The 13,524-nt window shown below is 57.1% G+C and carries 13 protein-coding genes; 9 read left to right on the top strand and 4 right to left on the bottom strand.

Annotated elements, in window-relative coordinates; all coding sequences use genetic code 11:
• The 4 genes from AABO57_21015 to AABO57_21030 form a co-directional block, all read left to right on the top strand.
• A partial coding sequence (locus AABO57_21015) for a hypothetical protein (GenBank protein ID MEK6288207.1) occupies positions 1-369 on the top strand: 369 nt, incomplete at its 5' end.
• Positions 366-1,757: a CUAEP/CCAEP-tail radical SAM protein gene (locus AABO57_21020; GenBank protein ID MEK6288208.1), complete on the top strand. Its 1,392-nt coding sequence runs from the start codon at positions 366-368 to the stop codon at positions 1,755-1,757. The genes AABO57_21015 and AABO57_21020, both read left to right, overlap by 4 nt.
• Before the next feature lie 257 nt (positions 1,758-2,014).
• The gene (locus tag AABO57_21025; GenBank protein MEK6288209.1) at positions 2,015-2,605 is read left to right on the top strand and encodes a NifU family protein; all 591 of its coding nucleotides are present in this window, start codon (positions 2,015-2,017) and stop codon (positions 2,603-2,605) included.
• 1 nt (position 2,606) lies between these two features.
• Positions 2,607-3,221 (top strand): hypothetical protein, encoded by a 615-nt coding sequence (locus tag AABO57_21030; protein MEK6288210.1) that lies wholly within the window; start codon positions 2,607-2,609, stop codon positions 3,219-3,221.
• On the opposite strand, the gene dnaJ is transcribed toward AABO57_21030, so the two are convergent.
• The 4 genes from dnaJ to hrcA form a co-directional block, all read right to left on the bottom strand.
• On the bottom strand, positions 3,218-4,330 hold the full coding sequence (gene dnaJ / locus AABO57_21035) for a molecular chaperone DnaJ (GenBank protein ID MEK6288211.1): 1,113 nt from the start codon (positions 4,328-4,330) through the stop codon (positions 3,218-3,220). The two genes, AABO57_21030 and dnaJ, sit on opposite strands and share 4 nt — an antisense overlap.
• A gap of 129 nt (positions 4,331-4,459) precedes the next feature.
• Positions 4,460-6,325, bottom strand: a complete 1,866-nt coding sequence (gene dnaK / locus AABO57_21040; protein MEK6288212.1) for a molecular chaperone DnaK — start codon at positions 6,323-6,325, stop codon at positions 4,460-4,462.
• 155 nt (positions 6,326-6,480) lie between these two features.
• Positions 6,481-7,149, bottom strand: coding sequence for a nucleotide exchange factor GrpE (gene grpE / locus AABO57_21045; GenBank protein MEK6288213.1), 669 nt, complete (start codon positions 7,147-7,149; stop codon positions 6,481-6,483).
• Positions 7,150-7,195: 46 nt separating this feature from the next.
• Positions 7,196-8,275 (bottom strand): heat-inducible transcriptional repressor HrcA, encoded by a 1,080-nt coding sequence (hrcA, locus tag AABO57_21050; GenBank protein ID MEK6288214.1) that lies wholly within the window; start codon positions 8,273-8,275, stop codon positions 7,196-7,198.
• Positions 8,276-8,540: 265 nt separating this feature from the next.
• On the opposite strand from hrcA, the gene rpmH reads away from it, so the two are divergent.
• From rpmH to mnmE, 5 genes are all read left to right on the top strand, one after another.
• Positions 8,541-8,684: a 50S ribosomal protein L34 gene (gene rpmH / locus AABO57_21055; GenBank protein MEK6288215.1), complete on the top strand. Its 144-nt coding sequence runs from the start codon at positions 8,541-8,543 to the stop codon at positions 8,682-8,684.
• A 408-nt stretch (positions 8,685-9,092) separates the two neighbouring features.
• Positions 9,093-9,302 (top strand): membrane protein insertion efficiency factor YidD, encoded by a 210-nt coding sequence (gene yidD, locus AABO57_21060; GenBank protein ID MEK6288216.1) that lies wholly within the window; start codon positions 9,093-9,095, stop codon positions 9,300-9,302.
• Between the two features lie 36 nt (positions 9,303-9,338).
• A complete protein-coding gene (locus AABO57_21065) occupies positions 9,339-11,477 on the top strand; it encodes a YidC/Oxa1 family insertase periplasmic-domain containing protein (protein MEK6288217.1) in 2,139 nt (712 codons plus the stop codon).
• Between the two features lie 53 nt (positions 11,478-11,530).
• Positions 11,531-11,986 carry a R3H domain-containing nucleic acid-binding protein gene (locus AABO57_21070; protein ID MEK6288218.1) on the top strand — a complete coding sequence of 152 codons (456 nt, stop codon included), beginning with the start codon at positions 11,531-11,533 and terminating at the stop codon, positions 11,984-11,986.
• A gap of 78 nt (positions 11,987-12,064) precedes the next feature.
• Positions 12,065-13,459: a tRNA uridine-5-carboxymethylaminomethyl(34) synthesis GTPase MnmE gene (mnmE, locus tag AABO57_21075; GenBank protein MEK6288219.1), complete on the top strand. Its 1,395-nt coding sequence runs from the start codon at positions 12,065-12,067 to the stop codon at positions 13,457-13,459.
• The last annotated feature ends 65 nt before the right edge of the window (positions 13,460-13,524 follow it).

Genomic DNA, 13,524 nt, shown 5'->3' on the forward strand with positions numbered 1-13,524 from the left:
GAAGCGCAAGCGCAGGCCGATGGCAGAGTTAGAGAACTCCAGGCGCGGACTGATGCGTCAATTCGAGAACTGGCAGAAGCGCAGACGCGGACTGATGGAAGACTTGGAGAACTCCAGGCGCGGACTGCGGATTCATTCAAAGAACTAGCAGAATCGCAGGCGCGGACTGAGGCATCAATTCGAGAACTGGCAGAATCGCACGCGCGGACTCAGGATTCACTCAGAGAACTAGCGGAAGCGCAGACGCGGACTGAGACTCGGCTGTCGGGACTGGCTGGCGGTCATGAGCGCACGGATGAACGGCTCAACCGGCTCATCGACGTTGTGGATCGCTACACAAGGAAAAGCACGGACGGAGATTCTACGTGAGAGAGCAGAAAGCAGCACTGCTTGTATCGTGCTACGAGCTGGGTCATCAGCCTGCGGGGATCGCCATGCCGATGGGGCTTTTGGCGCGCGCAGGCTATGCCGCCGAAGCGATGGACGTTTCGGTCGAAGGCTTCGACCCGGACAAAGTTAAGCGCGCACGCTTCGTAGGCATCTCCGTTCCGATGCACACCGCATTGCGGCTGGGTGTCCGGGTGGCGGAGGAGATTCGCAAGCTCAACCCAGAATGTCACATCTGTTTCTATGGTCTCTATGCGTCGCTCAATTCGGATTACTTGCTCAACACAGTTGCCGACTCGGTGATCGGCGGAGAGTTTGAAGAAGCGCTCGTCCAACTCATAAGAGCGGTTCAGTCCGGAGCGCCGATCGACATCAAGGAAGTTAGCACTCGAATCCGCGCATCGAAGCCGGTGCTCGCGCGGCTCAACTTCGCAGCGCCCGGCCGCAGCGCGCTTGTGCCGCTCGAGCACTACGCGCAGCTCGAGTACAACGGCGAGCTACGGCTCGTGGGTTATGTCGAAGCGAGCCGCGGGTGCTTGCATCACTGCACGCATTGTCCAATACCATCGGTTTACAACGGGCGCTTCTTCGTAGTGCCAGAGGACATTGTGCTCGAAGACATTCGCGGGCTCGTAGCTTCCGGCGCCCGGCATATTACGTTTGGGGACCCGGATTTTTTGAACGGGCCCGGACACTCGCTTCGCATCACCGGCGCGATGCACGAAGAGTTTCCGGAACTCACTTTTGATTTTACCGCCAAGGTCGAGCACATCCTCAAACACCGCGAGCTGATTCCTGAGTTCGCGCGGGCCGGCTGCATTTTTGTTGTGTCGGCGGTTGAGTCGTTGAGCGACACCGTCCTTGAGCATCTGGACAAAGGTCACACGCGCGAGGACGTTATCGAAGCGCTTCGGATACTGCGCGGAGCGGGCATCGTCTTGAGGCCGACATTCGTTTCGTTCACGCCGTGGGCAACGATCGACGACTACATAGACGTTCTAGAGTTTGTAGAATCGCAGGTCTTGATCGATCACGTGGACCCGGTTCAGTACAGCATCCGGTTGCTTGTTCCGCCGGGCTCGCTGCTGTTGTCGCAGCCAGATAGTTATCGCTGGCTGGGGCAGTTGGTTCAAGAGTCGTTCTCCTACGAGTGGGCGCATACCGACCCGCGTATGGACGAATTGCACAGGCGAGTGAGCGCGCTTGTCGAGCAAGCGGCTGGCAGAATCGAAGACCCGGTCGAGACGTTCTACAACATTCGCGAATTGGCGCTCTCAGCTCGAGGTGATGCGCCAGCGGTTCGACTTGCGCTGCCGGCCGACCCTTCGCGGTTGCGCCCGCCGCGACTAACTGAAGCGTGGTTCTGCTGAGCGGAGCCAACGCGGGACCAGTTTGGTCCCCTTGAAAAAAGAGCGGGGATGTAGGGCGCAAGAACAATCTATCGGTGGAAACTCCGGGAATACCACCCACTGGCAGTGGGTGGTATTCCCAGAAGTTTCATAGTCTCTCTCGGAGGTGGTGCGCGAAAACCTGACGCGCACCCGATTGTCAGGCCCGCATGGATATCTGCTCGGAGAATCGTCTATAATCAAACCCGAAAGAAGAAGACCAAGACAGGAGCACTATCATGAGTTCACCCCTAGCGATTCAAATCAAAGCTGAAGTAGATCGGAACGACATTCACGTGTGCCGCTTCACGGTCGATCGGCCCGTGCATGAAGCGTCTGCCGTCTTCTACACACCTGAAGAAGCGAAGGACAACGACCTGGCAGATAGGCTGCTCAAGATTCCGGGCATCATGAAGGTCGAGCTCAACAACAATCTGGTCGACGTCACTCAAGGAGGCGCGGAAGATTGGCGCCAGTTGGGTAAGCGTGTCGGCACAGTCATCCGGGCCTCTTTGAATCCCGCGCCGGAGATTCCTGAAGGCGATCGACTGCCCCCCGAGCACGTGAGGTTGAGGGTACAGCAAGTCCTCGACGAGATGATCAACCCAGGAGTGGCTGCCCACGGCGGGTTTGTTGAATTGCTTGATGTTCAGGACGACAACATATTCATCCGAATGGGCGGCGGGTGTCAGGGCTGTGGCGCGGCGGATGTTACTTTGAAGATGGGTATCGAGCGATTGATTCGCGAGCAGGTGCCTCAAGTCCGCGAGATACTCGACACCACCGATCATGGTTCGGGCACGAATCCTTTCTACGCTCCGTCGAAGTAGCATGAGCCACTGCGAAGATTCGACCGCGTTCTTACGAGGAGTCGCTTTCGTGGAGGTTGCGCTAACAAGAGTCCGAATTCTGTTTCTCTGTGCCGCGGCATTGCTGTTTGTAGCCACGCCAACCGTTTCGGGGCAGCAACCCGAAGAGACCATACCGTTTGAGACCATCGTCAAATACGTGACCGCGGGTCCGCTTGAACCGGGGAACTCCTCGGTTATCTACTTGGTGACAGACAGACGAGAGTGGAAAAGGGTGTGGAAACTGGCGCATATCACATTTCCAGCCAGACCCCCGCTGCCAGAGATAGACTTCACCACGCGGATGGTGCTAGCCGTCTTTCACCACTACACCGGCGGATCCTGCACCACATCGATCGCGAAGATAGCCAAAACAGAAGATGGGCTTCAGATATTTGTAAGAGAAACGTGCCCGGGCGCCAGTTGTGGACCGCAACCGGCCAATGTCTCGAAACCACTGGAGATCGTCGAGATTGAGAGACTCGGCAAGAGTATTAGAAAGAAGGTTCCTGATTTGATCGTGGACCACCGGGCCGTAGAGTGTGAACCGCGGAACCAGGCTGCGCATCGATCAGTGCGCGACAGACGCTGCACCTAGCCAAAAATATCCTTTACCTTGTCCACAATCCCCCGGTCCTGATGGCCGTCGGCTTCGAGGCCGGCGAGTTCTTCCAGCAGCCGCCGCTGCTCGCGTGAGAGATTCGTTGGTGTAATGACGCTGACTGCGACGTAGAGGTCGCCGCGCCCGCGCCCGCCAAGAACCGGCATTCCCTTCCCTCTGAGCCTGAACACGCTGCTGCTCTGCGTGCCCTCGGCAATGCGCAGACTCTGTTCGCCTTCAAGCGTAGGAACAGTGACCTCTGCTCCGAGCGCGGCCTGAGCGAAGGAGATCGCGATAGTGCAATACAGATTTGCGTCGCGGCGTTCAAAACGCTGGTGCTCCTTCACGTGCACGATGACATATAAGTCGCCGCGAGGCGCCCCTAACTCGCCGGCCTCGCCTTCTCCGGCTATGCGCAAGCGCGAGCCGTTATCGACACCGGCGGGAATTTTGATCTCGAGCATTTTTTCCCGCTCAACTCGGCCTTCGCCTCGGCACCCTCGGCACACATCCTTGATTACCTTGCCGTTCCCGCGGCACGTCGAGCAGGTGCGGCTGACCGAAAAGAAACCCTGCTGATATCGGACCTGTCCGCTCCCCGCGCAAGCGGAGCAGCGCACAGGTTGCGAGCCTTCGGCCGCGCCGCTTCCCCGGCAGACCTCGCAAGTTTCGAGCCGCGGAACGCGTATCTTAGTCTTCAATCCGTCGGCGGCTTCTTCGAGTGTTAGGTCTATATCGTATCTGAGGTCCGAGCCCCGGCGGGGTCCAGCTCGCCGGGTATTTCGACCGCCGAACATGTCCCCAATGCCGAACATATCGAAAAGGTCTTCGAATCCCGGGAATCCCTGGCCGAAGCCTGTTCCCGCTGCAGTTCCCGCTCCAACTCCCGCGTGACCGAATCGGTCGTAGCGGGCGCGAAGCTCAGGCTGCGAGAGGACTGTATAGGCCTCGTTTAACTCTTTGAAGCGCTCCTCGGCTTCGCGGTCGCCGGGATTCTTGTCGGGATGGCATTTGATCGCGAGGCGCCGGTACGCTTGTTTGAGCTCTTGATCGGTCGCCTCGCGGCGAGCGCCGAGTATCTCGTAGTAGTCGCGTTTGCCGCTCAAATCTGGTTCCTAGTTCTCGTACTGGTTTCTGGTTTCTAGTTTCTGATTTGTGGTTTCTTGTTAACCCAGGAACCCGAAAACAAGAAACCAGAAACCAGAAACTAAATAGGCAACCGATTATAGCAAACTCTACAACACCTCTGACAACGGCGCGGTCTCGTCTTCTTTGTCTTCGGGACCGGATGCAAGTCCGGTCGGCCGGAACATCGCGTCGGTGATCAGCCGAGCGGATCTTTCGAGTTGTTCCAGCGTGTAACGCATCTCGGTTGAGTCTTCTGACGCGAATGTGTCTCTAGCGTGTTCGATGGTGTTGCGCACGAATTCCTGGTCGTTCGACGTGAGCATCCACCCAAATTCGGTGAAAGACCGCACCGTGTTTTGAAGCAACCCTTCGAGGCGGTTTCGCACGATTATGATTTCCTTCTGCCGGCGATCCGTCTCGACGTTACGATTCGCCTCTTCAATGAGGTCGTATATCTCCGAGGCCGACAGCCCCGACGACGGCGTTATACGCATCGCCTGCTCGAGGCCGGTCATCTTGTCGCGCGCAGAAACAGAAACGATACCGTCTGCGTCCACCTCGAAACTGACTTCGATCTGAGGCAGCCCGCGCGGAGCGGCCGGTATGCCGACTAGCTCGAAGCGGGCGAGGCTGCGGTTGCCGGCTGCGATGTCGCGCTCACCTTGCAACACGTGTACTTCTACAACCTGCTGATTGTCGGCGACCGTTGTGAACACGAGGCTCTTCTTCGTCGGTATGGTCGAGTTGCGATCCAGAAGCTTGGTGAACAATCCGCCGCGTGTTTCGATGCCCAGCGATAGCGGGATCACGTCTAACAGGATCAGGTCCTTCACATCGCCCGCCAGTACGCCGACTTGAATCGCCGCGCCGATCGCCACGACTTCGTCCGGGTTGATCTCGATTGAAGGCTCGCGCTTAAAGATTTCGCGCACGCGGCTGATGATTATCGGCGAACGAGTCTGGCCGCCTACGAGCAGCACCTTTGTGATCCGTTCGGGACCCAGCTTGGCGTCTGCAAGCGCTTTCTGGCACGGCTCGATTGTGCGCTCGACCAGATCGAGGACAAGCTCTTCAAACTTTGTCCGAGTGAGTGTCTTGTTGAAGTGTTTGGGGCCGGTCGGGTCGGCGGCGATGAAGGGCAGGTTCAGTTGAGACTCGGTCGCGGTGGAAAGCTCACACTTGGCGCGCTCAGCCGCTTCCTTCAGCCTTTGAAGCGCGAGCCTGTCGGGACGCAGATCGATTCCGGTTTCCTGCTTGAAGGTCTCGATCATCCAATCGACAATGCGCTGATCGAAGTCCTCGCCGCCCAGAAATGAATCCCCACATGTCGACAGCACCTCGAAAACGCCGTCGGCCATCTCCATTATCGAGACATCGAATGTGCCGCCGCCCAGATCATACACCGCGATTCGCTCATTCTCGTGTTTGCCAAGCCCGTAGGCAAGCGCGGCGGCCGTCGGTTCGTTGATTATGCGCTGAACGGTCAGGCCCGCGATCTTACCCGCGTCCTTCGTCGCCTGCCGTTGAATGTCGTCGAAGTAGGCGGGCACCGTTATGATGGCTTCTGTCACTTCGTCGCCAAGAAACTCCTCCGCCGCCAGCTTCAGGCGTTGAAGCAGGATCGCGGATAGCTCGGGCGGCGAATGATCCCGGCCGCGCACTCGCACCCGACAGTCGCCGTTTGCCGCTTCAGTGATTTCGTACGAGCACACCTGACAAGCGCGTTGAACTTCCTGCGAGTCGAACTTGCGGCCCATCAGTCTCTTCACGGCGTAGATGGTATTTGCAGAATTCGTTATTGCCTGGCGCTTGGCTATTTGACCTATCAATCGCTCGCCCTTCTCAGTGAAAGCGACCACCGACGGCGTTGTCCGGCCGCCTTCTTTGTTCGGGACAATTTGAGTCACGCCACCTTCCAAGATCGCAACGCATGAGTTTGTGGTGCCGAGGTCTATTCCGATAACTTTGCCCATGAGATCGCCTCCTAATCCATACAAAAACCGAGAAGGTAAAAGGGGTCGGATTGATTGATAGGGGCGGGATTGACGGTTCCAGGTTCAGGGTTCCCGGTTCCGAGTTAGTGATCCGGCATGCGACCCGGAACTCGGAACCCTGAACTCTAAACCAACTACTTTTCGGGGCTGGAGGCGACCTTCACCTTTGCCGGGCGCAACAATCGGTCGCCGATTTTGTATCCGCGCTGAAACTCCGCGATAACCGTATTCTCTTTGTGCTTGTCGGTCGCCTCAGTCGTCACCGCTTCGTGAACGTGTGGATCGAAAGTCTTCCCGACTGCGTCAACGGCCTCGAGTCCGAACTTCGACAAGGCGTCGGTAAACTGCTTGTGAATCAACTCGACACCGTGCCGCAGCGCTTCGGCATCGCCTTCACTGCTTTCGAGGCTCGACAGCGCTCGCTCAAAATTATCGACCACCGGTAGGAACTGCAACAGCACATCGTCCCGACCGCGCTGATAAAGTTCGCCGCGTTCGCGCTCGATCCGCTTGCGATAGTTCTCAAACTCAGCCTGCCGTCTGAGCAACTGATCATACAGCGAAGCCTTCTCCGCCATCAGCGCGTCGACCTGGGTTTGCAGTTGAGAGCTGAGGTCTTGCTGAGGCTCGTTTGGTTCAGGGGCATCAACTTCTTCCGCTACCGCTGCCACGCTTTGCTGCTGATCGGTTTGTTCAGCCGCCCGCTCCGGTTTATCAGATCCCTCTTCCGAGTCCGTTTCGTGCCTCTCTTCGCCATCGAAGCTAATCGGTATCTCCCGTGCCACGTTCTTCTTATTTCGCATTTTCCTTTTCTTGGATCTTCCCGCCGTTCGATCGACTTGCGAGGAATTAGAGCGTTCTAGCCGAACCTCCGTCGAGTGCGCGCTCGAACAACCTCGCAATATAGTCCACTATTGCGATCAGCCGGTCGTATTCGAGTCTGGTCGGTCCCACTACGCCGATGCTGCCCACTGCGGCGCCTCCGGGATAAACGCACGGCGAAGCGATCACCGTGCAGTCGCGCAGATCGGCAAATCGATTCTCGCTGCCTATGCGCACCGCCACCGCCTCGCGCCGAGCGCTGTCTATGCACTCATTCAAAATCTTCACAATGCGGCTCTTCTGCTCAAACATCTTAAACAGCGCTCGAATGCGCTCGGTATCCGCGAAGTCGGGCTTCGATATAATGTTCGAAGCACCCTCGATGAAGACGTCGGGCTGATCACCTTCCTGCAAGCTCTGGCTGCAAAGCAGCACCGCGTTGCGCAGGAACTGATCATAGAGCGCCTTCTCTTCACTCATCCGAAGCAACAACTCGTCGCGAACCTCCGCCAGCGTCGAGCCGTAAAAGTTCTCGACCAGATAACGCGAAGTTGAATTCAACTCGTCCTGCGTGAACTCAGCCTCAATGCGAATCACGCGGTTCTGCACGCGGCCCGCGCTGGACACTGTAATGACGAGGATTCGCGAGTCTGGCAGCCGAACGAATTCGATGTGATGAAGTATGTCCCTCGAGCTGGAGGGCGGCACCACTATCCCGACGTTATCGGACAACTGCGATAGTAGCAGGCTCGTGCGCTCCATTAGGAGTTCCGGATCCGCCAGCGACTGCTCATCGAGCAAACGTTCATTTATTCGCGCCGCATCAGAACGTGAAAGCTTCGTCGAGCCTATGAAATTGTCAACATAAAACCTGTAGCCCCTGTCAGTGGGCAAACGCCCCGCCGACGTGTGTGGGTGCGTCAAATAACCTTCGTCTTCCAGCTCCGCGCAGATGTTGCGAATCGTAGCGGACGACAAGTTCTCGCGCGACTGCTTGGCCAGCGCAAACGAACCAACAGGCTGACCAGTGGCGATGTGATCCTTCACAATCGTCGCAAATATCTCGCGCTTGCGGTCGTCAAACCTGTTGCCGCTTCTCTTTGTCATATCTTCTTAACAGGGGCAGGCCCGAATGGAGATTCGAGGCCAACTTAACATCGCCGCCATACCCTGTCAATAATAATGCCCCGCAAGGGTGGGCCCGCGCAAGCTTTGATTTTGCGTCCCATTTCAAAACAGGTGGCGTTCTTTTGCGCACACCTCAGAACCTCGACAATGTCTTGAACGCCGAGTCCCCAACGCTTGACAACCCAGGTCTGTTTCTATAGGTTTAATCTTTTCTGCAGAGCCGTTTATCGAGGAGTGTAGAAACATGAAGCGGACTTTTCAGCCCAACAACCGCCGTCGCGCCAAGACGCATGGCTTCCGCGTGCGCATGAGCACAAAGGGCGGGCAGCTCGTGCTCAAACGGCGCCGAGCCAAGGGGCGCAAGCGGCTTACACCTGCGCACTACTAATCAAGCCATGAAAGACGATTGATGGGTTTGGGTTCATCTCAGCGTTCATCCTTTCAGTATGGGTGAGGTATCCGAAAACTTTCCTAAGACGGACAGGATCCTCCGGCGAGACGTGTTCCGCCGCGTATACGAAGAAGGCCGAAAAATACAATTCAAATATTTCACCGCGTTCGTGCTCGCTACACAGGCTGGCACAGTTCGCATCGGAATCACCGCGACTCGAAAGATCGGAAACTCCGTTGAGCGTAATCGCGCAAGACGCCTGGTCCGTGAAGCGTTCAGAAAAAACAAATGGCTAGCGCCACATGGAGTTGATATAGTCATTAACGTAAAGCATTCTTTGGTGGAAGCTGATTACCGCGACTTTGAGGGTGAATTCATCACATTTCTACAGAGGGCGGGCGAGAAGTGAAGGTCGTTCTGATTTTTTTCATACGCTCCTACAGGTTGCTCATTTCGCCGCTCCTCCCGCCGTCGTGCAGATTCACCCCCACTTGTTCTGAGTATGCAATGCAAGCTATCAAGAAATACGGCGCGGTGCGCGGCGTTTACCTGGGGGCGCGGCGGCTCCTGCGATGCCACCCGTTTCACCCGGGCGGATATGACCCTGTACGGTAGCAAAGGACGGGCGGACACTCCGCCTGATGTGATTTGATGGATCGATCTCGTCTCATAATGGCGTTAGCTCTTTCGCTTGCCGTGCTAATGTCGTGGCCTCTGGTGATGCGTTATCTGGCGCCGCCGCCGATTGAAGAGCCGCTTCAGATTGAAGAAGCTCCACCGCCTCGAGCTACAGCGAATCCGCAGCAAGCTCCCGTGCCAGCCACCCGGAATGTGCCGGCGCCGGCGCTCGCTGCCTCACAACCTAAAACGCAAGTCCAGACTACTCAAGTTGCGCCCCGCGATATTACGATCACCTCCCTGGGGGAAAGCGGCAGTGCTTACTGGCGCGCTACGCTTTCGAACAGCGGCGCCGTGGCGAAATCATGGATTCTACTAAAGTACAAAGAGGACGGCGTCGAACGCGATCTAATCGGAGCAGATGTCAACGAGCTTCAGCTCATCCCGGAGCATATACCCGACGGGCTGAGACCGCCTTTGAGCCTCCGCACGCCCTGGTCCCCTGAGCTCGCATCGCAGCTCAACCGCGTCAACTTTCAAATCGAAGGCTTAGGTCCCAACGACAAAGAAGTCACGCTCCGTCCTGACGAGTCTCGCACAATCATTTTCACCTACACTTCGCCCTCGGTCACCGCGACCAAGTCGTTCACCTTCCACGGCGGCAGTTTCGTGTTCGATGTGAAGGCAGAAGTGAAATCAGCCGGGGTGGATCAGCCGGCTGAAGTCGTTCTAGGCCCGCGCTTCGGAGATCAGAGCGACAAGCAGACATCAAGTTACAGCACTCCTCCTTCAGTTATCGCCTATACCCGAGACGGCAGCCGCCAGCAGATTCTCGGATCGAGCATAACCCCGCCGTTCGCGACGATCACTGCCGTGGATGGAAATCAAATCGACCTCGATAAGCCGCTCCCGGACGGCGTAGCGGAGATCAAGGTCGTCGCCGACAAAGGCGCGGCGTTTATCGGCTACGCGCACGTGATGAATCGTGAAGCAAACGGCCAGCGAATTACGCTCGATTTGCTACCGGCCGGAACGTCGAACGGCCACAGCGTCGCGCAGGCGGTGGATACGCTCAGGCACCTGTATAGTTGGGCAGGAGTCTCTGACCATTACTTCGCTATGCTCGCTGTGCCGGAATCGAATCAGCCGGTTCCTGAGATCACTCTGACCAATTTTCAGGTGAAGTCCAATCACGAGGAAACGCCGGTTGATTATCCTTCTGCAGCCATACCCGTCAGCTCGACTTCGGCTCTTCACATCTTTGTTGGGCCAAAGGACCGCGAGTTGTTGGCGACAGTCGGCCAAGAGTTGGGCGCGAATCTCGGCGCGCTCATCGACTACGGACTGTTTTCGTTTGCCGTCAGGCCGCTCGTACCCGCGCTGGCGTGGGCGCTCAACGGGCTTAAAAGACTAACTGGTAACTACGGTTGGGCGATCGTTGGAGTGACGGTGATGATTAACCTGCTCCTGTCGCCGCTCAGGTTCTACAGCTCGAAGAAAATGAAGAAGGCGGCAAAGCACCAGCCGCGAATGAAAGAGATGCAGGACCGGATGAAGAAGCTGAAGGAGAACCCGAAGAAGCACGAGAGGGAATTACAGGAGCTTCAACAGGAGCAGCTCGCTTTGATGAAGGAAGCGAACCCCCTGGGCGGCTGCGCGCCGATGATACTCCAGTTGCCGATTTTCTGGGCGGTGTATTTGTACCTGGGTTCGTCTCTGGATGTGCGTCACGCGCCCTGGATCTTGTGGCTACACGACCTCTCGAGAGCCGATCCGCTCAAGATTTTGCCGATCGTCATGTGCGTGACGATGATCGCTTCCACCAAGCTGACGCCGCAACCGGCATCGGCGGACCCGTCGATGAAGATGCAGCGCATAATGATGACCTGGCTGATGCCGATCATGCTCACCTGGCTGTTCTTCTTCTCGGCCCCCAGTGGCCTGGTCCTCTACTGGATGGTCAGCAATATGGTCGGCGTCTTGATTCAGTTGTGGATCAATCGCAGGACGGCCGAGTTGACGCCCGGCGCTGCGGTCGCAACCGCAGGACCGCCGGGTGGCAAGGGCGGTCCGCGTGCTTCGGATAAAGCAGCCGGTCAGAAACGTGCAAAGGAAAAGGGCGGCAAGAGAAGGCAAGACAGGCGCGGCGGCGCGGAGGCAGAAGGTTTCTGAGGTAGCATAGACTTTAGTCTGTGGGGTTTCCAGTCACTTCGGAGTATCAAGCGATGTCGGAAGAAAATGTGAATCTCGTCGTTGACTTCACAAATCAGGTTCTTGGATCCTCGGGGCTCGATCTGAAAGCTGGCGCAGACCAAACCGAGGACGGATTTAGGATTCAGGTGCGCGGCGACGATGTCGCTTTACTGCTGGGCCACAACGCAGAGTTGCTGGATGCCCTCGAATATCTTGGGAACCGCGTCCTCGCGCGCGCATCCGGCGAAGAAACCAGATTGGTATTCGACTCAGGCGGCTATCGCGCACGGCGCGAAAAAGAACTTCGATTGATGGCAGAGAAGGCGGCTGAGAAGGTTCGTCTCTCACGCATACCATTCAGCTTCGACCCAATGACTCCCAACGAACGGCGCATCATCCACCTGGCGCTCGCCGCCGACGATACGGTCACAACCGAAAGCCAGGGCAACGGCGAGAATCGGAAGCTAACGATTCGGCCCGCAAAATAAGGTTCCGAGTTCCGAGTTCCAGGTTCCGGGTTTTGAAGGCACTCGAACCCGGAACCCGGAACTCTGAACCCGAAACCGATGTTCCGTGACGACACCATCGCTGCCATTTCAACGCCGCCGGGACGGGGTGGCATCGGGATGGTGCGACTGAGCGGACCGGCGGCGCTCGAGCTGGCAACATCGATCCTGCGTATCGAATCCGGCGCGCCCCTGGGCACCCCGAACCTCGCTCAGTTTGGACGCGTTGTCGACCCGGCCACCGGCGAGATCATAGACGAAGGCATTGTCACTTACTTCAAGGCGCCGCGCTCCTACACCGGCGAAGACGTTGTCGAAATCTGTTGCCACGGTAGCCCGATCATCCTCGCGCGCGTGCTCCAATTGGCAATCGACCTGGGAGCGCGCATCGCCGAGCCCGGCGAGTTCACCTTTCGGGCATTCTTCAACAAACGCATCGACCTCGCGCAAGCGCAAGCGGTTCGCGATGTCATCAACGCTCAGACCTGGTATCAGGCGCGAGTCGCAACCAAACAGCTAGAGGGCGAGCTGTCAAAACGGCTTACCCCGCTGAAAGATTTGCTGGTCAAAGTAGTCGTTCATCTCGAGTCCTCGGTCGAGTTTGTAGAAGACGACATTTCTCCTGAGACTGCCTCGGCTCTTCTTGCGAAGCTTGAGCAAGTGATCAACGAGTTGAACGCGATAGCGGTCAGCTTTTCTTTTGGGCGATACTTGAAAGAGGGCTTCGATCTCGCGATCGTCGGGCGTCCGAACGTCGGCAAGTCTTCGGTCTTCAACCGGCTGATCGGCAGCGACCGCGCGATAGTGACCGAGTTGCCGGGGACTACAAGAGACGCGCTTTATGAGAGCACGTCAATCTCAGGCGTTCCCGTCCGGCTCATCGACACGGCAGGTATTCGGGAGACGACCGATCTTGTCGAAAGCATCGGCATCACTCGAAGTCGAAGCGCTATCGCGGACGCCGACATTTCGCTTCTGGTGCTGGATGCCTCTTCTCCATTTGGGAAAGAGGATATCGAACTGCTCGACAGTGTGCCGGAGACGAGACGCATAATCGCGCTAAACAAGACCGACTTGCCGAACACACTCGATGAGCAGATTCACGACGAGACCGGGGTTCATTTCGCCCAATGGCAGGATAACGTGGTAAGTATTTCGGCGCTGACCGGGAGTGGGTTCGATGAACTGACCGCGAAGATATTCGAGCGGCTGGCGGGTGACGCTGCGGTGGAACGTGATGACATAATGCTGACCGATGCCCGCCAGCACGCGGCTATTCGGAAAGCCGTCGAGCTGCTGAACGACGCGCGCGAGCTGATGAATCAAAGGGAGCTTGAGGAAATCATCCTGCTGAGATTGCACGCTGCTCTTGTTGCTTTGGGCGAGATTACCGGTGAGACTTTGACCGAAGACATACTCGGTCAGATATTCTCGACTTTTTGTATTGGAAAATAGAACGGTGTATAACTACCGCCCAAGACCCGGTCATCGTGTATAATGACAACCCGAGTAAGGTGAAT

It is taken from the genome of Acidobacteriota bacterium, assembly GCA_038040445.1.
GTDB lineage: Bacteria > Acidobacteriota > Blastocatellia > UBA7656 > UBA7656 > Onstottus_A > Onstottus_A frigus.